21 protein-coding genes are annotated in these 24,589 nt (G+C 54.5%); 7 read left to right on the plus strand and 14 right to left on the minus strand.

Annotated elements, in window-relative coordinates; genetic code table 11:
* From HVX72_RS10625 to yddG, 3 genes are all read right to left on the minus strand, one after another.
* Positions 1 to 321: a GFA family protein gene (locus HVX72_RS10625; RefSeq protein WP_229264109.1), complete on the minus strand. Its 321-nt coding sequence runs from the start codon at positions 319 to 321 to the stop codon at positions 1 to 3.
* Between the two features lie 207 nt (positions 322 to 528).
* Positions 529 to 1,629, minus strand: a complete 1,101-nt coding sequence (ompC, locus tag HVX72_RS10630; RefSeq protein ID WP_042283054.1) for a porin OmpC — start codon at positions 1,627 to 1,629, stop codon at positions 529 to 531.
* 451 nt (positions 1,630 to 2,080) lie between these two features.
* Complete coding sequence (yddG, locus tag HVX72_RS10635; RefSeq protein ID WP_042283052.1) at positions 2,081 to 2,962, minus strand: aromatic amino acid efflux DMT transporter YddG; 882 nt, start codon at positions 2,960 to 2,962, stop codon at positions 2,081 to 2,083.
* A gap of 288 nt (positions 2,963 to 3,250) precedes the next feature.
* On the opposite strand from yddG, the gene fdnG reads away from it, so the two are divergent.
* From fdnG to fdnI, 3 genes are read left to right on the plus strand one after another with little or no spacing between them, the layout of a single operon-like run.
* A complete protein-coding gene (fdnG, locus tag HVX72_RS10640) occupies positions 3,251 to 6,298 on the plus strand; it encodes a formate dehydrogenase-N subunit alpha (protein ID WP_181823167.1) in 3,048 nt (1,015 codons plus the stop codon).
* Between the two features lie 12 nt (positions 6,299 to 6,310).
* Positions 6,311 to 7,195 (plus strand): formate dehydrogenase subunit beta, encoded by an 885-nt coding sequence (gene fdxH, locus HVX72_RS10645; protein WP_181823168.1) that lies wholly within the window; start codon positions 6,311 to 6,313, stop codon positions 7,193 to 7,195.
* Positions 7,188 to 7,844, plus strand: a complete 657-nt coding sequence (fdnI, locus tag HVX72_RS10650; RefSeq protein ID WP_060569780.1) for a formate dehydrogenase-N subunit gamma — start codon at positions 7,188 to 7,190, stop codon at positions 7,842 to 7,844. The genes fdxH and fdnI overlap by 8 nt, the downstream gene beginning before the upstream one ends.
* Positions 7,845 to 7,955: 111 nt before the next feature.
* Here the strand turns inward: fdnI and maeA are convergent, their stop codons facing one another.
* The 3 genes from maeA to bdm form a co-directional block, all read right to left on the minus strand.
* Complete coding sequence (gene maeA / locus HVX72_RS10655; RefSeq protein WP_181823169.1) at positions 7,956 to 9,653, minus strand: malate dehydrogenase; 1,698 nt, start codon at positions 9,651 to 9,653, stop codon at positions 7,956 to 7,958.
* A 158-nt stretch (positions 9,654 to 9,811) separates the two neighbouring features.
* Positions 9,812 to 9,955: a stationary-phase-induced ribosome-associated protein gene (gene sra, locus HVX72_RS10660; RefSeq protein WP_042283041.1), complete on the minus strand. Its 144-nt coding sequence runs from the start codon at positions 9,953 to 9,955 to the stop codon at positions 9,812 to 9,814.
* Positions 9,956 to 10,047: 92 nt separating this feature from the next.
* Positions 10,048 to 10,263: a biofilm-dependent modulation protein gene (gene bdm, locus HVX72_RS10665; protein ID WP_042283038.1), complete on the minus strand. Its 216-nt coding sequence runs from the start codon at positions 10,261 to 10,263 to the stop codon at positions 10,048 to 10,050.
* A 331-nt stretch (positions 10,264 to 10,594) separates the two neighbouring features.
* On the opposite strand from bdm, the gene osmC reads away from it, so the two are divergent.
* The gene (osmC, locus tag HVX72_RS10670) at positions 10,595 to 11,026 is read left to right on the plus strand and encodes a peroxiredoxin OsmC (RefSeq protein ID WP_181823170.1); all 432 of its coding nucleotides are present in this window, start codon (positions 10,595 to 10,597) and stop codon (positions 11,024 to 11,026) included.
* A 69-nt stretch (positions 11,027 to 11,095) separates the two neighbouring features.
* Here osmC and HVX72_RS10675 read toward each other — a convergent pair whose 3' ends face one another.
* Genes HVX72_RS10675 through HVX72_RS10700 form a run of 6 tightly spaced genes read right to left on the minus strand, consistent with a single transcriptional unit; the run spans position 11,096 to position 16,810 of the window.
* The gene (locus HVX72_RS10675) at positions 11,096 to 11,866 is read right to left on the minus strand and encodes a 3-hydroxybutyrate dehydrogenase (protein WP_181823171.1); all 771 of its coding nucleotides are present in this window, start codon (positions 11,864 to 11,866) and stop codon (positions 11,096 to 11,098) included.
* Between the two features lie 10 nt (positions 11,867 to 11,876).
* A complete protein-coding gene (locus HVX72_RS10680; protein WP_199957257.1) occupies positions 11,877 to 13,271 on the minus strand; it encodes a GntP family permease in 1,395 nt (464 codons plus the stop codon).
* Between the two features lie 43 nt (positions 13,272 to 13,314).
* Entirely contained in the window at positions 13,315 to 14,238 is a 924-nt protein-coding gene (locus tag HVX72_RS10685; protein ID WP_042283028.1) for a 3-hydroxyacyl-CoA dehydrogenase family protein, read from the minus strand.
* A complete protein-coding gene (locus HVX72_RS10690) occupies positions 14,228 to 15,433 on the minus strand; it encodes an acetyl-CoA C-acetyltransferase (protein ID WP_042283026.1) in 1,206 nt (401 codons plus the stop codon). The genes HVX72_RS10685 and HVX72_RS10690 overlap by 11 nt, the downstream gene beginning before the upstream one ends.
* 10 nt (positions 15,434 to 15,443) lie before the next feature.
* A complete protein-coding gene (locus tag HVX72_RS10695; protein ID WP_042283025.1) occupies positions 15,444 to 16,100 on the minus strand; it encodes a CoA transferase subunit B in 657 nt (218 codons plus the stop codon).
* Positions 16,101 to 16,111: 11 nt separating this feature from the next.
* Entirely contained in the window at positions 16,112 to 16,810 is a 699-nt protein-coding gene (locus HVX72_RS10700; protein WP_181823172.1) for a CoA transferase subunit A, read from the minus strand.
* Positions 16,811 to 16,952: 142 nt separating this feature from the next.
* Between HVX72_RS10700 and HVX72_RS10705 the strand changes: the two genes are divergently transcribed.
* The 3 genes from HVX72_RS10705 to HVX72_RS10715 all read left to right on the plus strand — a co-directional run bounded on the left by HVX72_RS10705 (position 16,953) and on the right by HVX72_RS10715 (position 20,471).
* Positions 16,953 to 17,840: a LysR family transcriptional regulator gene (locus HVX72_RS10705; protein WP_181823173.1), complete on the plus strand. Its 888-nt coding sequence runs from the start codon at positions 16,953 to 16,955 to the stop codon at positions 17,838 to 17,840.
* A 213-nt stretch (positions 17,841 to 18,053) separates the two neighbouring features.
* Positions 18,054 to 18,383, plus strand: coding sequence for an acid-activated periplasmic chaperone HdeB (gene hdeB / locus HVX72_RS10710; RefSeq protein ID WP_042283018.1), 330 nt, complete (start codon positions 18,054 to 18,056; stop codon positions 18,381 to 18,383).
* Positions 18,384 to 18,539: 156 nt separating this feature from the next.
* Positions 18,540 to 20,471: a methyl-accepting chemotaxis protein gene (locus HVX72_RS10715; RefSeq protein WP_181823174.1), complete on the plus strand. Its 1,932-nt coding sequence runs from the start codon at positions 18,540 to 18,542 to the stop codon at positions 20,469 to 20,471.
* Positions 20,472 to 20,519: 48 nt separating this feature from the next.
* On the opposite strand, the gene dosP is transcribed toward HVX72_RS10715, so the two are convergent.
* Complete coding sequence (dosP, locus tag HVX72_RS10720; RefSeq protein WP_181823175.1) at positions 20,520 to 22,925, minus strand: oxygen-sensing cyclic-di-GMP phosphodiesterase DosP; 2,406 nt, start codon at positions 22,923 to 22,925, stop codon at positions 20,520 to 20,522.
* 26 nt (positions 22,926 to 22,951) lie between these two features.
* Positions 22,952 to 24,334: a diguanylate cyclase gene (locus HVX72_RS10725; RefSeq protein ID WP_042283011.1), complete on the minus strand. Its 1,383-nt coding sequence runs from the start codon at positions 24,332 to 24,334 to the stop codon at positions 22,952 to 22,954.
* Between the last annotated feature and the right edge of the window lie 255 nt (positions 24,335 to 24,589).

Raw genomic sequence — 24,589 nt, forward strand, 5'->3', positions numbered from 1 at the left:
TTAGTGGGTTAACTGGCACAGGCTGTCCAGCGCTTCGACCTCTTTGCCGCTTAACCGGGCGTACTGTCCGGTCAGCCGCCAGAACGCGGGCTGGGTTTCGGTGTAGATTTCAGCGGCGAGGATCAAACGACGGCGATCGCCTTCGTTCAGTTCAAGCAGCGTCCAGGGGATAAAATAGCGCAGCGTATCGGTGAGCTTAAACCACAGCGGACAGCCGCAGCCGGAACAGAAGTAGCGTTCCCCCCGCGAGGAGGAGGTAAAAAAGGCCGGTTCAGGCGCGTCGGGATCCATCATCGGATGACCGCTGGCCTCCAGGTACATTGCAATGCCGCCTGACCATTTCTGGCACAGCGTGCAGTGACAGGCGTAAACATCGAGCGATTCGATATCAACGGTAAAATGGCTCTGCCCACAGAGACAACGTCCTGTATAGGTTTGCACGGCATACTCCTTATGACCGGTTTATGCATCGGTAAAAAAAGCCAGCCCGACGTGGGCTGGCTTCTATACCGCTCAATTCTAAATGAATTAGAACTGGTAGGTCAGACCCACAGCAACGATGTTGTCAGTGGAGATACCAGCAGCGCGGGTGAAGTTGTTTTCGTCAACCAGATTGATTTTGTAATCAACGTAGGTGGACATGTTTTTGTTGAAGTAGTAGCTCGCGCCAACGTCAACGTATTCAACCAGATCCTGGTCGCCGTAACCGCCGATGTCTTTACCTTTGGATTTCAGGTAAGCCAGGGACGGACGCAGACCGAAGTCGAACTGGTACTGTGCTACCACTTCGAAGTTCTGCGCTTTGTTAGCAATACCGTTTACATCACCAAAGGTGGTCATGTTGCGGGTTTCTGCATAGGTTGCCGCCAGGTACAGGTTGTTCGCGTCATATTTCAGACCCGCAGCCCACACTTCTGCGTTCTTGCCGCGAGCGTAGAACACGTTGTCACCCGCAGTCTGAGAATCGGTACGGTCAGATTTCGCGTAAGCGGCGCTTGCGGCGAAGCCTTCGTACTCGTAGCTGGTAGACAGACCAAAGCCGTCGCCATTCTGTTCGGTGAGCTTAGAACGACCGTTGTTCGTTTCGTCGCTGGCGCCATTTTTACCCTGGTACTGAACGGCAAAGTTCCAGCCGTCAACCAGACCGAAGAAGTCGGTGTTACGGTAGGTCGCCACGCCAGAAGCACGCTGGGTCATGAACACGTCGGTCTGGGTCCAGGTGTCGCCACCGAACTCAGGCAGAACGTCGGTCCATGCGCCAACGTCATACGCGACGCCATAGTTACGGCCATAGTCAAAAGAACCGTACTCACCAAATTTCAGACCGGCAAACGCCAGACGGGTTTTATTACCTTTGGTGCCGTTAGATTCGGAGTTATTGCCTTTGAATTCGTATTCCCACTGGCCGAAACCGGTCAGTTGGTCATTGATTTGTGTTTCACCTTTGAAACCCAGACGTGCGTAAGTTTTGTCGCCATCATCGCCGTTATTGTCAGAGAAGTAGTGCAGAGCGGTAACTTTGCCGTACAGATCCAGTTTGTTGCCGTCTTTGTTATACACTTCTGCTGCATTAACAACGCCTGCTGCCAACAGGCTGGTCACTGCCACTGCGACTAATTTAAGTTTCATTTTAGATAATCCTTATAATTTTCTTAATGTGTTTCCTAAACCATTGCTAAACGAGGCTTCTCATCAATGGCAAGCTATTTTTAAATTACGCAGTAGCACCAATTCAATAATAAGTTTCATCTTATTGCTGGATATTTACAGATGTGTGATCCAGATCTCCTTAATATCCTGAAATAAATTAGTTACAAATGGGATTAGGCTTAAGTGAAATATTTATTAGGCTAACAATGTGCGATGAAGTGGTTATTTTGCGGTAAATTACGCAGGCTAACTATATCGGGATAAATGAATTTGACAGGCAGGAGTTTAATAGTTAAGCATCATTTTAGTATCATTAATTTAACAGATTGCTAAATTCGAGGAAATATTTTGGTTTAATCTTAATAAAGACTAAACCAAATTCAAAAAGGTTGCCAGACAGAGAAAAAGCGGTCGCCAGTTGGGATGACGGTCACGCCCGGCGGGTCGCCCACCAGCACAGCAACGATCCCACACAGACCATCACTGCACCTTGCCAAAAAGAGAAAGAGAGCGGAGCGCTCAGCAGTACGGCTGCGAGCGCAGAGGAAAGCACCGGCGTGAAATAGGAGCCCACCGCCATAATGGTGACATTTCCGTGCAGAATACCCACGTTCCAGGCGGCATAAGCAAAACCTAACGTCAGGGCGGCGGAAAACAGTTTTATCACTACCGGCGTGGTAAAGACCATCACAGGCTGCGGCGTCATAAAATAATGCGCCCATAAGCTCAACGCTGTGAGCAAAACAAAAACCGTAATGCCGTTAAAGCCACGTGCATATTTATTGGTCACTGTGCAGTAGGTTGCCCAGATAAACGCACCGAGAAAGGCGAGAAAATAGCTCAGCGGACTGGTTGTGACATTGTTGATAATTTCGGCGGGATTCAGTCCATTCTCACCGCCCAGTACCCAGCAGACGCCGACCAATGCCAGCAGCAACCCGGGAACAATCACCCAGTTGGTTTTTTGTCCGTTAAATAAAATGGCGAACAAAATAGTCAGGCTGGGCCACAAATAATTGACCATGCCGACTTCAATCGCCTGATGACGTGACGCAGCATAGCCAAGCGAAAGCGCAAGGCAAATTTCATAACTGACAAACAGAACGCTACCGGCAATCAAATAGCGCACAGGAAAACGGCGAATATTAGGAAAACCGACGGTAAAAATCAGCAGCAACCCGCTGAGGGAATAGATTGCCGCCGCGCCACCCACTGGCCCCAGCCCTTCACTTACGCCGCGAATCAACCCCACCATTGTGCTCCACAGCACGATCGCGATAAGTCCAATGAGCGTTGCTTTTTGTCTTGTCATTCTGTTTGCCGTTTCCCTAACCCTGCAAAAAAATAAGCTGAAATATATAGCACTTTTTTAGCGGAGGATGCCAGGTCAATGCGCATGAGGGTTACCACTAAGGTGGTATATAAAACCGGCAAAAGGCACTATTTAGTAGCGGAAGCGTTTCGTTATTGATTTGACGCAATATGCGTAAGGTTATTGCTGTTAGTTTCCTCGCGGAAGTTTATACGCGACATTTTTCACCCTGCTTTCGTGCAGGAAGAAAGATGGCGGGTATCTCACTCTGGAAAAAAGAGGAAAGCAATGGACGTCAGCCGCAGAAAGTTTTTTAAAATCTGCGCGGGCGGTATGGCCGGAACCACAGTGGCAGCGCTGGGATTCACCCCAAAAATGGCACTGGCTCAGGCGCGAAATTATAAGCTATTGCGCGCGAAAGAGATCCGAAACACCTGCACATACTGTTCCGTGGGTTGCGGGCTATTAATGTATAGCCTGGGGGATGGAGCTAAAAACGCGAAGGAAGCGATTTATCACATTGAGGGGGACCCGGATCATCCGGTAAGCCGTGGTGCGCTGTGTCCAAAAGGCGCAGGCCTGCTGGATTATGTTCACAGTGAGAACCGTCTGCGCTATCCGGAATACCGTGCGCCGGGTTCCGATAAATGGCAACGCATCAGTTGGGATGAAGCGTTTACCCGCATTGCAAAACTGATGAAAGCTGACCGCGACGCCAACTTTATTGAAAAGAACGAGCAGGGCGTTACGGTTAACCGTTGGCTTTCAACAGGGATGCTGTGCGCCTCAGCCGCCAGTAATGAAACCGGCATGCTGACGCAGAAGTTTGTGCGCTCGCTCGGCATGCTGGCTGTCGACAACCAGGCGCGCGTCTGACACGGACCAACGGTAGCAAGTCTTGCTCCAACATTTGGTCGCGGTGCGATGACCAACCACTGGGTCGATATTAAAAACGCTAACGTCGTGATGGTGATGGGCGGTAACGCCGCTGAAGCCCATCCGGTGGGATTCCGCTGGGCGATGGAAGCGAAAAACAACAATGACGCCACGCTGATTGTTGTTGACCCACGCTTTACGCGTACAGCCTCGGTAGCGGATATTTACGCGCCGATTCGTTCCGGTACGGACATTACGTTCCTGTCCGGCGTGTTGCTGTACCTGATCGAAAATAACAAAATCAACGCGGAGTACGTTAAGCATTACACCAACGCCAGCCTGCTGGTGCGTGATGATTTTGCTTTTGAAGACGGACTGTTCAGCGGTTACGACGCGCAAAAACGGCAGTACGATAAGTCGTCCTGGAACTACCAGTTCGATGAAAACGGCTATGCCAGACGCGACGACACGCTGACGCATCCGCGCTGCGTATGGAACCTGTTGAAACAGCATGTTTCCCGCTATACGCCGGACGTGGTGGAAAACATCTGCGGTACGCCGAAAGCTGACTTCCTGAAGGTTTGTGAAGTGCTGGCTTCCACCAGTGCCGCCGACAGAACCACCACGTTCCTGTACGCGCTGGGCTGGACGCAGCATACCGTTGGCGCACAGAACATCCGTACGATGGCGATGATTCAGCTGCTGCTCGGCAACATGGGGATGGCAGGCGGCGGGGTTAACGCCCTGCGCGGTCACTCCAACATTCAGGGCTTAACCGATCTCGGTCTGCTGTCTACCAGCCTGCCTGGCTATCTGACGCTGCCGTCCGAAAAGCACGGCGACTGGCAGAGCTGGCTTGACGCCAACACGCCTAAAGCGACCCAGGCCGATCAGGTGAACTACTGGAGCAACTATCCGAAGTTTGCCGTCAGTCTGATGAAAGCATTCTATGGCGACGACGCGCAAAAAGAGAATAGCTGGGGCTTCGACTGGTTGCCGAAGTGGGACCAGGCTTATGACGTCATCAAATATTTCAATATGATGGATAGCGGAAAAGTCACCGGCTACATTTGCCAGGGCTTTAACCCGGTTGCGTCCTTCCCGGACAAAAACAAAGTGGTCCGCAGCCTGAGCAAGCTGAAGTACATGGTGGTGATCGATCCGCTGGTGACCGAAACCTCGACTTTCTGGCAGAACCACGGCGAGTCGAACGACGTCGATCCGGCAGCGATTCAGACTGAAGTGTTCCGTTTGCCATCCACCTGCTTTGCGGAAGAAGATGGTTCGATTGCCAACTCCGGTCGCTGGCTGCAGTGGCACTGGAAAGGGCAGGACGCGCCGGGTGAAGCGCGTAACGACGGCGAAATTCTGGCGGGTATTTACCACCGTCTGCGCGAGATGTATCGCACAGAAGGCGGTAAAGGCGCAGAACCGCTGCTCAAAATGCGCTGGAGCTACAAACAGCCTGATCATCCGGAATCGGAAGAAGTGGCGAAAGAGAACAACGGCTACGCGCTGGCCGATCTCTATGACGCCAACGGCGCGCTGATTGCAAAGAAAGGGCAACTGTTGAGCAGTTTCGCGCAGTTGCGTGACGACGGCACCACGTCATCCTCCTGCTGGATCTACACCGGTAGCTGGACCGAGCAGGGCAACCAGATGGCCAACCGCGATAACGCCGATCCGTCCGGGTTGGGTAATACGTTGGGCTGGGCATGGGCGTGGCCGCTGAACCGCCGCGTACTGTATAACCGCGCATCGGCGGACATCAACGGTAAACCGTGGGATCCGAAGCGAATGCTGATCCAGTGGAACGGGACGAAGTGGACGGGGAACGATATCCCGGACTTCAACACCGCGCCGCCGGGAAGCAAAACCGGTCCGTTCATTATGCAGCCGGAGGGCGTTGGGCGTCTGTTCGCGCTGGATAAACTGGCGGAAGGGCCGTTCCCGGAACACTACGAGCCAATGGAAACGCCGCTGGGGACCAACCCGCTGCATCCGAACGTGGTTTCCAGCCCGGTGGTTCGCATCTATGAAGACGACGTACTGCGTTTAGGCAAGAAGGATAAATTCCCGTATGTGGGAACAACCTATCGTCTGACCGAACACTTCCACACCTGGACCAAACACGCGCTGCTGAATGCCATCGCGCAGCCGGAACAGTTCGTGGAGATCAGCGAAACGCTGGCGGCGGCCAAAGGCATCGCCAATGGCGATCGCGTCACGGTGAGCAGCAAGCGTGGGTTTATCCGTGCGGTAGCAGTTGTTACCCGCCGCCTGCGTACGCTGAACGTGAACGGTCAGCAGGTTGAAACCGTTGGGATCCCACTGCACTGGGGCTTTGAAGGGGTGGCGCGTAAAGGTTATATCGCCAATACCCTGACGCCAAACGTCGGTGATTCAAACTCGCAAACGCCGGAATACAAAGCGTTTTTAGTTAACATCGAGAAGGCGTAAGGGGGCTAGCATATGTCTTTGGAAACGCAGGACATTATCAAACAGTCCGCAACCAACTCCATCACGCCGCCCCCACGGGCGCGTGATTACAAGGCTGAAGTCGCCAAGCTCATTGACGTCTCCTCCTGCGTAGGCTGTAAAGCCTGCCAGGTGGCGTGTTCAGAGTGGAACGACATTCGTGATGAGGTGGGCCATTGCGTCGGGGTGTACGACAACCCCGCCGATCTCAGCGCCAAGTCGTGGACGGTGATGCGCTTTAGCGAAACCGAGCAGAACGGCAAACTGGAATGGCTGATCCGCAAAGACGGCTGTATGCACTGTGAAGATCCGGGCTGTCTGAAGGCGTGCCCGTCTGCCGGCGCGATCATCCAGTACGCCAACGGGATCGTCGATTTCCAGTCAGAGCACTGTATCGGCTGTGGCTACTGCATCGCCGGGTGTCCATTTAACGTGCCGCGCCTCAATAAAGAGGATAACCGCGTCTATAAATGTACGCTTTGCGTCGATCGGGTGAGCGTGGGTCAGGAACCGGCCTGTGTGAAAACCTGTCCGACCGGGGCAATCCACTTCGGCACCAAGAAAGAGATGCTGGATCTGGGCGAGCAGCGCGTCGAGAAGCTGAAAGCGCGCGGCTATGAACACGCAGGCGTCTACAATCCGCAGGGCGTCGGCGGGACGCACGTAATGTACGTGCTGCACCACGCGAACCAGCCGGAGCTGTATCATGGTCTGCCGAATGAGCCGAAGGTCGACACCTCAATCAATCTGTGGAAAGGGGCGCTGAAACCGTTAGCCGCCGCTGGCTTTATCGCCACCTTTGCCGGGCTTATCTATCACTACATTGGTATTGGCCCGAACAAAGAAGTGGACGATGACGAGGAGGAGCATCATGAGTAAGTCGAAAATGATTGTGCGCACGAAGTTTATCGACCGCGCCTGTCACTGGACGGTGGTCATTTGCTTCTTCCTGGTGGCGCTGTCGGGGATTTCGTTTTTCTTTCCGACCCTGCAATGGCTGACGCAGACCTTCGGGACGCCGCAGATGGGACGCATTCTGCACCCGTTCTTCGGCGTGGCGATCTTTATCGCCCTGATGTTCATGTTTGTGCGTTTTGTCCACCACAACATCCCGGATAAGAAAGATATTCCGTGGCTGAAAAACATTGTGGAAGTGCTGAAAGGCAACGAACACAAAGTGGCGGATGTCGGCAAATACAACGCCGGGCAGAAGATGATGTTCTGGTCGATCATGAGCATGATTTTTGTGCTGCTGGTCACCGGCGTGATCATCTGGCGCCCGTACTTCGCGCAGTATTTCCCGATGCAGGTGGTGCGTTACAGTCTGCTGATCCATGCCGCTGCCGGCATCATCCTGATGCACGCGATCCTTATCCATATGTATATGGCATTTTGGGTGAAAGGGTCGATCAAGGGGATGATTGAAGGAAAGGTGAGTCGTCGCTGGGCGAAGAAACACCATCCGCGCTGGTATCGCCAGATCGAGAAAGCCGAGGCGAAAAAAGAGAGTGAGGAAGGGTTACGTTAATCCCCTCATAGTCCAACAGGCGTGACTGCGGTCGCGCCTTTTTTTATCTGTAGAAAATTTCTGAAGGCAAAAGCGTAAGCCCGGTAAGCGCAAGCGCCACCGGGCAAAACATCAGATAGAGGTGCGGCGATAGTCGCGGTATTCCGCGCGCCAGAAATTGTCGTCGATAGCCTGTTGCAGCGCTTCGGCAGAGGTTTTCACCGCCACGCCTTGCTGCTGCGCCATTTTGCCGACAGCAAAAGCGATGGCGCGGGATACCGTCTGGATATCTTTGAGTTCCGGCAGCACCAGACCTTCACCGTTAAGCACCAGCGGCGAGTACTGCGCCAACGTCTCGCTGGCCGACATCAGCATTTCATCGGTAATACGCGACGCGCCTGAGGCGATAACCCCCAGACCAATGCCAGGGAAGATATAAGCGTTGTTGCACTGGGCGATAGGGAAGACTTTATCTTTCCAGACGACCGGCGCGAAAGGACTGCCGGTCGCGACCAGCGCGTTACCTTCGGTCCACGTAATGATGTCCTGCGGCGTGGCTTCCACCCGTGAAGTCGGGTTTGACAGCGGCATGACGATGGGGCGCGGACAGTGCTTGTGCATCTCGCGAATGATCTCTTCGGTAAACAGACCGGTTTGCCCGGAGACGCCAATCAGAATATCCGGTTTAACGTTACGCACCACATCCAGCAGCGACAGCACTTCACTGTCGGTGTCCCACGTCTTCAGATTCTCACGCTTCTGCACCAGTTTGGTCTGGAAGGAGAGCAGGTTCGGCATCTGATCGGTAAGCAGACCAAAACGATCCACCATAAACACTTTCTGCCGCGCGGCTTCTTCGCTAAGGCCTTCGCGCTGGGTCTGGGCAATGATCTGCTCGGCAATGCCGCAACCGGCGGAGCCTGCGCCGAGGAAGACGATTTTCTGTTCGCTGAGCTGGCTGCCTGCCGCACGGCTGGCGGCAATCAGCGTCCCGACGGTCACCGCCGCAGTACCCTGAATATCGTCGTTAAAGGAACATATTTCATTACGATAGCGGTTCAGCAGCGGCATTGCGTTTTTCTGCGCGAAATCCTCAAACTGCAACAGCACGTCCGGCCAGCGGTGCTTAACGGCCTGGATGAATTCGTCGACAAATTCATAATAGTCTTCGTCGGTGATGCGCGGGTTACGCCAGCCCATATACAGCGGATCGTTGAGCAACTGCGGGTTGTTGGTACCCACATCAAGCACGACAGGCAGGGTATACGCCGGACTGATGCCGCCGCAGGCGGTGTACAGCGACAGCTTACCGATAGGAATGCCCATCCCTCCGATCCCCTGATCACCCAGGCCCAGAATCCGCTCGCCGTCGGTCACCACAATAACTTTGATATTGTGGTTTGGTACGTTTTGCAGGATGTCGTCCATGTTGTGACGGTTCTGGTACGAGATAAAAACGCCGCGGGCGCGACGGTAAATCTCGGAAAAGCGTTCACATGCCGCGCCGACTGTCGGGGTATAAATAACCGGCATCATCTCATCAAGATGATTGTTTACCAGACGGTAGAATAGGGTTTCGTTGGTATCCTGAATGTTGCGCAGGTAGATGTGCTTGTCGATTTCGGTTTTGAATCCCTGATACTGGATCCACGCGCGTTCAGCCTGTTCTTCGATCGTCTCGACCACTTCCGGCAGTAACCCCAGCAGGTTGAAGTTACGACGTTCTTCCATGCTGAAAGCACTCCCTTTATTTAACAGGGGGAACTCCAGCAGTACCGGGCCAGCGTAAGGAATATAAAGGGAACGCATTTTTTTGCTTTTGGTTTCCATGTCACTCACTCTTTTTGAATTTCCGTCCCTGGCTCCTTTTATAATACTGTGCCGTTCAACCAGGGCATCGGACACCGAGTATAAAGCATCATGCCCCCTGGAAACAAAAACACCATCGCTTTTGCGATGGTGTTTATCATCAGATTCTGACTACGCGGTTACTTTTTGCTATCCGGACGACGCTTTCTGCCGGTAGGGTTGTTCACCACGCTGGACGTGTCGCCTTCCGTCACCAGTTTGCGCTGATTGGAAATTTTATGGTCCAGTCCAAGAATATGACGGGCCTGACGGTTCGATTTCATTTTAACTCCTCAATCCTGTTCCAAGTTTTAAGGACAAATTCGCCAATGCGAAAGAAACGTAACCCCTTAGGTTGCGGTATCAGCATAGCACCTTATGCAGAAGCGTGCTGGCCGCTGACCACATAATTGATCGTTTGCTGGTAGATGTCACTGAGGATGTCATTGTCGGTGGCTTCCACCCATTTGGTCAGTTCCATTAAAATGTCATCTTCGGTGACAGCGCCATGTTCTGCGCGGAGACCTTGCTCAATAGCATGAACCAAAGCCGGTTGTGCGTTTGAGGTATTTGCTGAGTAATAAGTAAACATAGGATGCCTCCGTGTCGGTGTATTTATAAGTACGGCTCGCAGAAATTTAATTCACATTCAGAATGGCAAATATTTTTATCGCTGTAGCTCAGAAAAGTCCTGGAAGATAATAAAACTATTTTAACTCTCTGATTTGCCGGTGTTTAAAAGGGTTTTAATTCGCGTTCATCACGCTTTAATATATATTTAATATGCCTGTAAATATAATCTATAGGGTATTGGGGTAAGCGTTATTTTTCATTTTAATCGTATTCTGAATTTTATTGAATAGTCCATCAGACCTGCCAGCCATGGTCTATACTTGCATTTTTGAGCCAACAGGAGAGCAGCAATGACAATCCATAAAAAAGGTCAGGCACACTGGGAAGGCGACATTAAACGTGGAAAAGGCACTGTTTCTACCGAAAGCGGTGTCCTGAATCAACAGCCTTATGGCTTCAATACCCGTTTTGAAGGCGAAAAGGGCACGAATCCGGAGGAGCTGATTGGCGCGGCGCATGCGGCGTGCTTTTCTATGGCGCTTTCGTTGATGCTGGGTGAAGCGGGCTTTACGCCAGAGGCGATTGATACCACCGCCGATGTGTCACTGGACAAAATGGATAACGGGTTTGCAATTACCAAAATCGCGTTGCACAGCGAAGTGCGCGTGCCAGGGATTGATGCGGAAACTTTTGACGGCATTATCCAGAAAGCCAAAGCGGGATGCCCGGTGTCTCAGGTGCTGAAAGCGGAAATCACCCTCGATTATCAGCTGAAAGCCTGACAAGCCCTGTTACCGGGTGACGGGGCGTCACCCGGTAAACAAAACGTCTCCGGGCGACGCCAAACCGCATTACTGCGCCACCCACCCTCCATCCATATTCCACGCCGCGCCGCGAACCTGGGCCGCGCCTTCGGAACATAAAAACAGAGCCAGTTCCCCTAATTGCTCGGGTGTGACAAACGCCCGCGAAGGTTGTTTTTCCGCTAATAACGCTTCCCGCGCGTCACTGGGGTCTGCGCCTTCCGCGATGCGTTTGTCGATCTGCTGTTGTACCAGCGGAGTCAGCACCCATCCTGGACAGAGCGCGTTACAGGTTATGCCGGTCTGCGCGGTTTCCAGAGCGGTGGTCTTCGTGAACCCCACCACGCCGTGCTTGGCCGCGACGTAGGCCGCTTTGTCTTTTGAGGCCACCAGCCCATGCACCGAGGCGATATTGATGATGCGGCCCCAGTTTTGGGCGCGCATAGAGGGTAACGCCAGACGCGTGGTGTGAAAAACCGAGGAGAGGTTAATGGCGAGAATCGCATTCCACTTCTCTACGGGAAAATGTTCAATCGGCGAGACGTGCTGGATCCCGGCGTTGTTAATCAGGATATCCACGCCGCCGAATTCCCGTTCGGCATAGCGCATCATCTCTTCAATTTGTCCGGCATCGCTGAGATCTGCGCCGTGGTAGCCCGCGCTCACGCCACAGGCGTCAATGGCGTCTTTGGCGGCCTCAACGTCACCAAAGCCGTTCAGGATAATCCGCGCGCCGGCTTTTGCCAGGCTCTGCGCAATGCCCAACCCGATGCCGCTGGTGGAGCCGGTAATCAGCGCCGTTTTTCCGTTCAAAGTCATCGCATTCTCCTCAGACAATTCCGGTGGTATAGAACACACCAATCACAAACAGTACCGCCAGGCTTTTGATGATCGTAATGGCGAATATTCCGCCGTAGGCCTGACGGTGGCTCAGCCCGGTAATGGCGAGCAGGGTAATGACCGCGCCATTGTGCGGCAGGGTGTCCATTCCGCCGCTGGCCATTGACGCCACGCGGTGAAGCACTTCCAGCGGAATGTTGGCGGCGTTTGCCGCCGCAATAAAGGTATCTGACATCGCCGCCAGCGCAATACTCATCCCGCCGGAAGCGGAACCGGTGATCCCGGCGAGGGTGGTGATGCTGATTGCCTCATTCAACAGCGGATCGGGGATGGCCGCCAGCGCGTTAGACAGCACCAGAAAACCGGGAAGGGCGGCGATCACCGCGCCAAAGCCATATTCGGACGCGGTGTTCATGGCCGCCAGGATCGCGCCGCCTACTGCGGTTCGGCTGCCTTCCGCCAGACGCCCCTGTATATTGCGATAGCCGAAAATCACCACCATCAGGATCCCTGAGACCAGCGCCGCCTCAACGGCCCAGATGGCGGTTATCTTGCTGATTTCGGTCGTCACCGGCGTAGCCAGTCCGGGCAGGTCAAGCTGGTGAGTGCTGCCATACCAGACCGGGATCCAGCGGGTAAACAGCAGATTGAGCACGCCCACCAGGATCAGCGGTGAAATGGCGACGAAGGGATTGGGCAAATTGATATTGTCCGGTGTTTCCGGTTCGTTTTGCAGCTCGGTACCATAACCTTCATTCCTGGCTAACGCTTTTCGCCGCTGGCGTTCAAGGTACAAAAGCCCGACAAAAATGATGAACAGCGAGCCGATCAACCCAAGCCACGGCGCGGCCCATGCATTGGTGCCAAAAAAGCTGGTCGGAATGATGTTCTGGATCTGCGGCGTTCCCGGCAGCGCGTCCATGGTGAAAGAGAATGCGCCCAGCGCCACCGTCGCGGGGATCAGTCGCTTGGGTATCTGGCTCTGGCGAAACAGTTCGGCGGCAAAAGGATACACGGCGAAAGCCACCACAAACAGCGACACGCCGCCGTAGGTCAGCAGGGCGCAGACCAGCACGATCACCGGGATCGCATGACGCCGTCCAAGCAGATTGATCGCCGCGGCAACGATTGAACGCGAAAAACCGGACAGTTCAATCAGCTTGCCAAACACCGCCCCCAGTAAGAAAACGGGGAAATACAGCTTTACAAAGCCAACCATCTTTTCCATAAACAGGCCCGTAAAGGCCGGGCCGACAGCGGCAGGCTCGGTCAGTAAGACCGCCCCTAATGCCGCGATAGGCGCAAACAGGATAACGCTGTAACCGCGGTAGGCTGCCAGCATCAGCAGACCCAACGCGGCCAGGGCAATTAACACACTCATCATGACTCCTCGGTATCGTTGTTATAGTGGGGTACAGAAAGAGAAGTTACGGTTTCAGGGCAAAACGCAGCTGATGCCGTCTGCGTTCGCGGATACTGTCTTTTCGCGTCTCGTCCCAACGGTAAAACCCCTGGCCGCTGCGCATCCCGGTGTCACCGTTGGCGACGATGTCCGCGACCAGCGACATCATGTCGCTGCCGCTGGCCAGTTCCGGCAGCAGATGGCGGCAGATATCCTGAACGGTGTTGAGTCCGGTCATGTCCGCCGCTTCCAGCGGGCCGACCATGCCATAACGTCGACCCAATGAGGCGCGCATCACCCGATCCACCACGTCCGGGCTGGCGATGCCGCTTTTGACGATATGCAGCGCTTCGCGCAACAGCGCAAACTGCAGACGGTTGCCGACAAAGCCCGGCGCGGCGCGATCGAGGATCACGGCTTCCAGTTGCATACCGCTCAGCAGCGCCTGAACCTCCTGCATATACCGTGGCGCAGTTGCGCTGCCCGGTACAATCTCAACCAGCGGGATAAAATGCGGCGGATGCCAGAAGTGGGCGATCAATAAGCGCTGTGGATGGCGAAGCTTTTCCGCCAGCGCGTCCGGCGGCAACCCGCTGGTGTTGCTGGCGATGATGGCCTGCGGATCGATAACCTGCTCCAGCTGCGCATACAGCGCGTGCTTAAGTTCAAGGCGCTCGGGAATGGCTTCGATCAGTAGCGATGAAGCGGCAATATCGGCAAGCGATGTGGTCCCCTGCAGCCGGGACAGGACAGTGGCTTTATCTGCCGCGGAAAACTGCCCGGCCGCGATCAATTCCTCCAGGATCTCGCCAGCAACGGACGTTATTTCCGCAGTACGTGCTCTGTCGGTGTCGTACAGCCAAATCTCATGCCCGGAACGGGCAAAATGGCAGGCGATACCTACGCCCATCAGTCCTGCGCCCAGGACAGCGAAACGGTTAGTTTGCATGGCGATCCCCCCGGGTGCGTTCCACCGCCAGCGCCACCCCCTGACCACCGCCGACGCACAAGGTTGCGAGTCCTTTGCCGACGTTGCGTCGCGCCATCTCGTGCAGCAGTGTGACCAGAATGCGGCAGCCGGACGCGCCAATCGGATGACCGAGCGCGATAGCGCCGCCGTTAACGTTAACTTTGCTTTCGTCCCAGTCGAGTGCCTGACCGACCGCCAGCGCCTGTGCGGCAAAGGCCTCGTTCGCTTCGATCAGATCGACTTGCGCCAGCGTCCAGCCCGCGCGTTGCAGGCATTGCTGTGAGGCCTCAACAGGACCGATCCCCATGACCGCCGGATCGACGCCAGAAACGGCGTAGCCAGCAATGCGCGCCAGCGCCGGTAAATTCAGCGCCGCGGCGCGGCTGGCGCTCATCAGCATCACGGCGGCGGCGCCATCGTTAATCGACGAGGCGTTCCCGGCGGTAACCGTCCCGTCTCCCGGACGAAAGGCCGGTTTTAGTTGGGCCAGTTTCTCAGCCTGTGTGTCCGCACGCGGCTGTTCGTCTCGCTCAACCCGTCGCGGCGGTTTCTTACCCTGCGGAACGTTTAGCGGTGTGATTTCGGCGCTAAAGTAACCAGCCTCGAGCGCCAGCGTCGCTTTTCGCTGTGAGCGAAGGGCAAACGCATCCTGTTGCTCACGGCTAATGACAAACCTCTCTGCCAGATTCTCGGCAGTGATGCCCATGTGGTAGTCATTAAACGCGTCCCAAAGGCCGTCATGTACCACGCTGTCCTTCATGCTGGCGTGGCCGAGGCGCAGACCCGTCCGTGCGCCGTCCAGAAGGTAGGGGGCGTTGCTCATACTTTCCTGTCCGCCTGCAATAACAATCTCCGCATCACCGCAGCGAATGGCCTGAGCCGCTTGCAGCACCGCTTTTAATCCCGATCCACAAACCAGATTCAGCGTCACCGCCGGCGTCGTGACCGGCAGTCCGGCGCGGAGGGCTGTTTGCCGCGCCGGGTTTTGTCCACAGCCTGCGGTCAGTACCTGCCCGAAAATAACTTCGTCGATCGCATCGGCTGGCAGGGCGGTTTTCTCCAGCAATGCGCGAATGACGCACGCGCCGAGTTCTACCGCCGGAAGCGGGGCTAAAGCGCCGTGAAAGCTGCCTATGGGCGTGCGGGTGGCCGCAACGATAACAACATCCTGCATGGTCATCTCCTCAGGTGAACTGCATTTCAGGCACGTTTTCCGCCACAACCAGCTTGCCGGCGGTTTTCGCGACGATCTCCTCGACGCTCACGCCTGGCGCACGTTCGCGCAGGATGAAGCGGCCATCGGCAATGTCCAGCAGCGCCAGGTCGGTGAGGACACGTTTGATACAACTCACGCCGGTGAGCGGTAATGTGCAGGCCGGAAGCAGCTTGGATTCGCCGCTTTTAGACGCGTGGGTCATGACCACGATGATGTTTTCCGCCCCCGCGACAAGATCCATCGCGCCGCCCATCCCTTTCACCATCTTGCCGGGGATCATCCATGAGGCGATGTTGCCGTTAACGTCAACTTCAAACGCGCCCAGCACGGTCAGGTCAACGTGTCCGCCGCGGATCATGGCGAACGACTGCGCTGAGTCGAAAATCGCCGCGCCCTTGCGTGCGGTGACGGTCTGTTTTCCGGCGTTGATCATATCGGCATCCAGTTCGTCCTCCGTCGGGAACGCCCCCATTCCCAGCAGTCCATTTTCCGATTGCAGCATCACGTCCATGCCCTCGGGGATGTAGTTGGCGACAAGGGTGGGGATGCCAATCCCCAGGTTGACGTAATAGCCGTCGCGCAGTTCCCGGGCGACGCGCATAGCCATTTGTTCGCGGGTTAACATGTTCTGTCTCCTTAGCGGCGTAATGTGCGTTGCTCAATGCGTTTTTCGAAATGGCCCTGAATCAGGCGATCGACGAAGATGCCAGGGGTATGAATCGCGGCAGGATCAAGTTCGCCAGGGGGGACGATTTCTTCGACTTCAACCACCGTGATGCGTCCGGCGGCAGCCATTAGCGGATTGAAATTTTGCGCGGTATGGCGATAGATAACGTTACCGTACCAGTCGGCCTTCCAGCCTTTAACCAGCGCGAAATCACCGGTAATCGCGCGTTCCATAATGTACGGGCGACCGTTGAACTCCCGCACGTCTTTACCCTCGGCCACTGGCGTACCGTAACCGGCGGCGGTGAAGAAAGCAGGGATCCCCGCGCCGCCTGCGCGTAACTGTTCCGCAAGCGTGCCCTGGGGCGTCAGCGTCGCTTCCAGTTCGCCGCTCAGTACCTGTTGTTCAAAGAGGGCGTTTTCACCGACGTAAGAGGCCACCACTTTGCGTACCTGGCGTGTTTCCAGCAGTACGCCCAGACCGAAGCCATCGACGCCGCAATTGTTTGACACCACTGTCAGTCCCTGAACCCCGCGACGGCGAACCTCGGCAATCAGGTTTTCCGGTATACCACAGAGTCCAAAGCCGCCCGCCAGCAGCGTCATGTTGTCGGTGATCCCGTCCAGCGCCTCTTGATACGTAGCGACGCGTTTATCCAGTCCAGACATATCATTGCCCCTCCAGTTGTCCTTGCCGACATCATTAGGGGCGGAAAATGATTTGTTAATTTTAAATTTGTGACTCACTCATTTGGTTTTTTTATCAATTTGATGTTAATTAAATGTATTCAAACAGTTAATGGGGCGCAAAATGAGAATGAGCATCAAACAGTTACGCGCATTTTTAGCGGTAGCTCACACTCTGAATTTCGCCCACGCCAGCGAACGGCTGAATATATCCCAGCCCGCGCTGAGTTTGACGATCAAAGGCCTGGAGGAATCGCTGGGGGGGCCATTACTGTTGCGAACCACGCGGAGAGTCACGCTGACCCAGGAGGGGGAAACGTTGCTGACGATGGCGCGTCAGCTTATTGCCGACTGGGATAACACTGAAGAAGCCATGCGCCAGCGCTTTACACTCCAGCGGGGAAAAGTGTCGGTAGCGGCGATGCCGTCCTTTGCGGCGAACGTCCTGCCGCCGGTGCTGAAAGCCTTTCGTGACCGCTACGCCGGGATCAACGTTACCGTTCATGATGTGATCAATGAACAGGTGATTGAAATGGTAAGTGAAGGGCGGGTGGAAATGGGGATTGCCTTCGAGCCGGATTATTCCGGGCATCTGCACTTTACCCCGCTCGGTCTGGACCGCTTTGTGGCGATAGTCCCGCCGGATTCCCGCCTCGCGACGCGGGAACGGCTTTGCTGGCGCGAGCTGTTGAGCCTGGATTTTATCGCTCTCCAGCGTCCTTCGGCTGTGCGTCTGATGCTGGAAGAACAACTGGCGCAAAGCGGCCGCCCGCTGGAGGTGGCGCTGGAAAGTCATCAACTGGTTACCGTGGGGCGTCTGGTGGCAAACGGCCTCGGCGGTAGCGCGGTGCCCGCGCTCTGCCGTACGCAGATGACCGAGCTTGGCGCGGTGTGCCTGGAACTGGACGGTCCGGTGATTGAACGCAGAGTGGGCGTGCTGCGATCGGCCCATCATAAGCTCTCTACCGCCGCCCAGGCATTGTTAGATACGTTGAAGAAGGCATATGGATAAGCGTCAGGCTATACCCGGTTGCCCGGCGGGGTAGTTCACGGAGAGCCGCCTCTTTGCAAACAGCAGGATTAGCATCCAAAAATATAAAAAATAGCCATAACATCAGAGCGCATATTTATTTCATGTTCGTGAAGGGTATTATTTCTTTCGTTCTACATTAACGGTTTAAGCGCGCATGTAGAGATTATTGATCTCATAAATGGAGTAAGAATAATGAACACATTTTCCTTCGCGACTGCAGGTATTTTAGCGGCAGCGCTGTTAACCAGTCTCAGCGTCAATGCGGCGACCAGTAACACAAAAACAGACGTTACCCCCAGGGGGATGAGCTGCCAGGAGTTTGTTGACCTGAACCCGCAAACCATGGCGCCCGTGGCTTTCTGGGTATTGAACGAAGATGAAGATTTTAAAGGCGGGGATTACGTGACCTTTGACGAAACCGTCACCACGGCGGTGCCGCTTGCTGTCGAAATATGCAAAAAACATCCTCAGAGCGAATTAACAAAAATCAAAGACGAAATCAAAAAAGAATTAAGCAAATAAATCTGAGTCGTTATTTAAACCCAGCCAGAGTGCTGGGTTTTGTTATTTGTGACAACGTCACATGTCAATCATCTTCATCACGGAAATAAATAATAAAGCTCTTCTCCGGCGTGCCGATACTGAATACAAATTAGCCTGAATGATAAGGAAGTTTGTATGGACTGGTATCCGTCACGTATTTCCACGCGCCTGACGCTCGGCGGGATCGTGCTGCTGATTGTTACGACGCTGGTGATTGTGGTGATTATGCTCTGGCGAGGTCAGCCTCGCGTTGTGGAGATTAACACTGCGCTAATAGAGGAGACAGGACATGGCCTGACGCGCCAGCTCAGTACCGTCCTGTCACGGGTAGAGGGGGAAACTGTCAGCCTGGCGCGTCTGGCAGAGGTCTTGCCCAATGATGAAAATCTGTATCGCACCGTTGCTCCGCAGTTACTGGGCATCGACAGCGACAGCATTATTACCGGAGGCGGTATCTGGCCGGAGCCGAACGCTTTTACGCCTGGCCTGGAGCGACGCAGTTTTTTCTGGGCGCGTAATACCGATAATAAGCTGGTGTATTCGGATGAATATAACGCTGCTACCGGTAATGGTTACCATAACGAAAGCTGGTATCAACAGGCGAAAGGACGGTCTGCGGAAAACTGCCTGTGGTCTGACGTTTATCAGGACGCCATTTCCGGAATTAACATGGTGACCTGCAGTGTGCCTTATCTGCTGTCGGGTCAGTTTGCCGGGGTTGCCACCACGGATATACGCCTTGATAACGTCGCCCGCTTTATGCAGAAAGAGGGCGGTCACACCGGTGGTTACGCCTTTGTGGTGGATAAGCAGGGGCAGATCCTCTATTTCCCACCGATCGAGCAGCAACAATTTAAAACCGTCAGTGAGCTGGTCAACGCCTCGCCATGGCTCGCGCCTGTCGCCAGCCAGTTACGCGCGCTCAGCGTAGCGAAGACCAGCACTGCGTCCGTCGCGCTGGAGCACGACGGCATTCTTAACGCCGCTTCGCGGGTCATGCTGTTTCCAATGGCGGATACCGGCTGGGTGGTCGGACTGGTTACGCCAGAAGCACGGATTGTCGGGCTGGCAAAGGAAATGATGCGTGACGTTCTGGTGGTATTGATCCCGCTGATGGCGTTGCTGCTGTTGGGCGCGTGGCTGCTGGTGCGCCGGTTGATTGCCCGACTGGATGATACCCGCAAAGCGCTGGATGATATTGCGCAAGGGGAAGGCGATCTTACGCGTCGTCTGGCGGTAAAAGGTAAAGACGAGATTTCCGCTATCGCTGAAGCCTTTAATCTCTTTGTCGATAAAATCGCCGCAATCCTTGTCACGGTACGCGGAAGCAGCGAAGTGGTCGCCAGTACAGCCACAAGCCTCGCTGACAGCAACACCGAACTGTCCACCCGCGTCACGCAACAGGCGGCGGCGCTGGAAGAGAGCGCTGCCGCAATGGAGCAGCTTAACGCCACGGTACAGCAGAATGCCGCCAATACCGCACTGGCGGATGAGCTTTCGGAAAATACCGCGCAGACCGCCAACCGCTGTGGCGATGTGATGCACGAGGTGATTTCCACTATGGATAACGTCAGCGCGTCGTCCGGGCGGATGGTAGAAATTGTGTCGGTAATCGACAGTATCGCTTTCCAGACCAATATTCTGGCGCTCAATGCGGCGGTGGAAGCGGCGAGAGCCGGGGATGCGGGACGGGGCTTTGCCGTCGTTGCCTCGGAAGTTCGCACGCTGGCACAGCGTAGCGCAACGGCGGCTCAGGAGATCAAAGCCCTGATAGACGAGTCGGTTTCACATGTTGACAGCAGCAGCCAGCAAATCCATCACGCGGGAGATCGGCTACAGGAGCTGGTGGGGCACGTCCGTCAGGTTCGTCAGTTGATGGGCGAAATTCGCGTGGCCGGGGAAGAACAGCGTAAGGGCGTGGCGGAAGTGACGCTGGCGGTGACCGAAATGGACGGAACCGTGCAGCAAAACGCGTCGCTGATTGACGATGCCGCCGCGCGTACTCAAATCCTGAAAGCCGAGGCGGATCAACTGGCGAAGCAGGTCTCTTCTTTTACGCTGCCTTAAGTCTGTGCAGTGCTTCAGGCCCGGCGGAAAACGTGCCGCCGGGTCGCATCAGAGGCTGACGGGAAGCGTACTGTTCATCCACCCTGGGATCTCCTCTGCCGCAACCGGACGCGAGAAGTAATATCCCTGAATCACTGGGCATTTGACCGAGCGTAAAAATTCAAACTGTTCTTTGGTTTCCACCCCTTCCGCGATCACCACCAGATTTAAGCTTTGTCCGATACGGGTAATGGCTTCCAGCAGCGACTGGATCCGTGTTTCCGTCAGGCAGCGGTCAACAAACGATTTATCAATTTTCAGCTCGGTCACGGGTAGACTGACCAACCGTGACAGACCGGAAAAGCCGGTGCCAAAATCATCAACCGACAGCCCAACGCCCATATCACGTAGCACCGTGATGCGTTTGAGGATCTCTTCATCCTGCTCCATCATCATGCTTTCCGTGATTTCCACCGTCAGCTGTTCGCCCGGTATGGCGAATTCCAGCATCGCTTCCGACACCTGGTTGGGCAATTGATTGCTGCGAAAATGCAGGGCCGAGAGGTTAACCGATAAGGTGGGTATGGTCAGCGACTGCGCGCGCCATTCGGCCAACTGACGGCAGGCTTCCCGAACCACCCAGCGTCCGATGTTTTCGATTTCCCCAATTTCTTCCGCCAGCGGAATAAAGCGGCCTGGAGGAACATTACCGTGCTTCGGGTCGCTCCAGCGGGCCAGCGCCTCGAAACCGTAAAGCTCACCGGTTTCGGCGAAAATCTGCGGCTGATAGACCAGACGCAGATGGTTGTTGGCAATGGCGCTTTTTAACGCTGCGCCCATCCGCAGGCGTTCTCTAACCGCGCGGTTCATCTCCGGGTCAAAGAATTGCCAGCCGTTACCGCCTGCCTTGCGGATAAAGTCCATCGCATTGTGCGCCGTCGACAGCAGGTAATCACGGTTTTTACCCGCTTCATAGCTGATGCCAATACTAAACGTCAACGGGAAGGGCTTATCGTCAAACAGCGTCGCTTCATTACCAATGCTAATAAGCTCGTCGGCGAAGTGCGTAATGTTGCTCATTTCACTGTCATGGCTGACCAGCACAAACTGGGTGCCTTCAATTCGGCTGAGGTACTGATCGGGTCTTAGCCGTTCACGGATCTTATTGATGATCTGCAATAGCACCTGGTCGGCCACGGCGTAGCCCAGACTGTCTATCACGTCCTGGAAATGATCCACGCCTATCAGAAAAACCACCGGCGAGCGCTGAGGCTCTTCGCGGGTGGTTTCATCGAGATAAGCATGCAGATGGTTACGATTAGGCAGACCGGTGAACGGGTCAAACTGCAGCAAATGCTCAATCTGCTGTCGGCTTTTCTCCTGCTCAAGCGCCAGCGCGGCCAGATGCTGGCTGATATCGGCAACCCGCTGGATGAAGGCGCTGGTCTCTTTTCCTTTAACGGTTTTAATTAACAGCGTACCGGCGGGAGAGCCGTCGCGCTGGCGGATCGTCAGCGACCAGACGTCGAGGTTTTTGCGCGCCGCTTTTCCAGAAGATGACGCCCAGAAATGCCGGGCGCCATCTTTTAGAGCATACAGCGAGACGTGGGTGTCTCTGAGAACGGCTTCAATATTGCGGCAGATGATTTCTCCCATTTCCTGGAACGGCGGGCTGGCGCACATCGCCGCAAGAATATTGCCTTCCAGTTGGCGAATTTGCCGTTCTTCCGTGACGTCAGAGAAGGTCATCACCAGATTGGGCAGATCGGTTTCTTTGCCATATACCGGGCTGATGGAGGCTTTGATCCAGATTTCCTCGCCGGAACGGGTAATGACCAGGAACTCGTCCTGGTCGCGGGTGGTTTTCCAGAGCAACTGTTGCAGCCGCAGACGATTATCTGACGGCGTTTCGGGAATGTGGAGCAGGCTGTCCGGCAACTGTCCTGACGCCTCCTGAATGTTGTATCCGAACATTTCGCTGAAGGCGCGATTGCACTGGACGATGCGCCGCTCATGGTCAAGAACGATAACGGGACGATCAAGGTGGTCGACGGCTAACAGCAGCAGACGCGTTTGCTCCTTTTGTTCCATTTCGACGCTGGCGTCACGGGCAAACGCCAGATAAAAGATCCGGCCCTCCACGCTAATTTTCGACAGCGCAAAGCGGGTCCACACTTTGCTGCCGTCTTTGCGTTCCAGCAGCAGTTCCCGGCTCATGCCGACGACGCGCGGCTGCCCGCCTTCGCGGTTATGGCGAATATAGTCCGGATGCACCGCGCGCAAATCCCGGGGAATAAGCATCGAAATGCCTTTCCCGAGCACTTCATCACGGCTGTATCCCCACAGCTTTTCCGCCGCCGGATTAAAAAACAGCACTTCGTCGTTGTCGTTGATCAGCACGGCGCCCATCATGCTTTGCTCAAGCGCGGGAATGAAAATGCTGTCTCCGGTGCTTTTAACGTCGGTTAGCTTCATGTGTTACCTCTGCGTCCGGAAAACACTCAGGCGCCTGGTTTCCAGAGTTCAACACGGTTTCTGCCGTGCCTTTTCGCAATGTATAACGCCTCGTCAGCAATCTGAATTAAGCGTTCATAATCGGGGTGGCCGTTAAACATCGCCGCGCCAATGGAAAGCGAAAGCGGGATCGCTTCACCATCGGGGGACTTAATTTTGGTTTTCTCAACGCGGCTGCGAATACGCTCCGCGATGCGCAGGGTATCGGTCTGGGTGGCTTCGGTCAGCACAATAATAAATTCATCGCCGCCGTAGCGAAAAACATAGTCACTGCTGCGCACGTTGTCGTAGAAGGCCTGGGAAACGCGCCGCAGGATCTCGTCACCGGTATTGTGTCCCCAGGTGTCATTAATCTCTTTAAATTTATCCACATCAATAATCAGAATGGAAAGCGGCGTTCCGGCACGGTTGGCGTGGGCGATTTCGCGTTTAAAAATGGTGGGCAGAAACCGGCGATTGAGTAGCTTCGTCAATACATCCATTCCCACTTCATGGCGCGAAACTTCTTCAAACAGTTCGCGAAGCAGAGTGATGATTTGCGAAACGGTATTGCGGATTTGCAGAAGGAACTTTACCCGCGAGGCTTTATTGTTCAGCGCTTTTGCGGTTCCCCGGGTTTGATGAAACAGGCCGTCAAAATCCTGGATCAGTCGGGAAATATGGCCCACTTCAGCGATGCCGCTAAAATAGTGACGCCCTTTATGGTTAAACCACAGCCCAAAATCCGCCTGACTTAACGGCAGACTGTTGCCAAAGTCGGCGTCGAGCATAATTTTATAGATAATATCCATTTCCCAGGCGAGCAGTGAGGCAATCTGGCGCTCTTTTTCTTCTTCGGCATTTTCCAGCAGGGAAAAAATACGATAGTTTTCATCTTCTTTTGCCGCGCTGCTTTCGCTAAAAGAGAAGGCCCGGGACATGACTTCCATCGCCAGATCGATGCTGTTAATAGAAAAATGGTAGATCAGGAGTTTCTCAGTCGCCTCATGGTGACTGTCTATGATGATCGGGTAGAGCAATTTTTTCAGAACCCGAAAACCCATTTCCACCAGTTCGACGGGAATCCCGATTCGGGCATGAACTTCAGCGACCGTATGCTGCACTTTGATTAACTCATCAACATCACCGCTAGTGCAGGAGAGCACATCGACAATCCACTTTTCCAGCGCGTGTTTTAGCTGCCGCTCCACCTGTTCATTACTTAAAAATTCTTCAGCATGCGGGTCGGCAAGCACAATACGATAAAACTCGATGCTCAGGGTGTGCGCGTGGTGAATCGCAATCTCAGAAGCCAGTTTACGAATATGCGGGTCCGTTTGTTCAACCAACGCGACCCATTCGTCTTTCATTCTTTTAAGATACATCTCCATCAGGCAGATCCTTACGGTCGTTCGCGAAAGACACGGGACAGGCGTCTTCGCAGTTTTATGGATAGTAGATCGAATTAAATAATACGTCACACCTGTAATGTAGCATCATCATATGAAAGAAAGAGTGTCATGACTTAAGGGATATTTTTATACAAATCTGCAGGCAAAGCCTGAAAATCCGGCGTTATCACCATAAGCAATAAAAAGCCCGTTCTTTTAGTCTGTTTTTAGATGAATAACCTTTTGCGCCTGCGT

Origin of the sequence: Citrobacter sp. RHB21-C05, assembly GCF_013889015.1 — a bacterium.
Classification (GTDB): Bacteria; Pseudomonadota; Gammaproteobacteria; order Enterobacterales; family Enterobacteriaceae; genus Citrobacter_A; species Citrobacter_A sedlakii.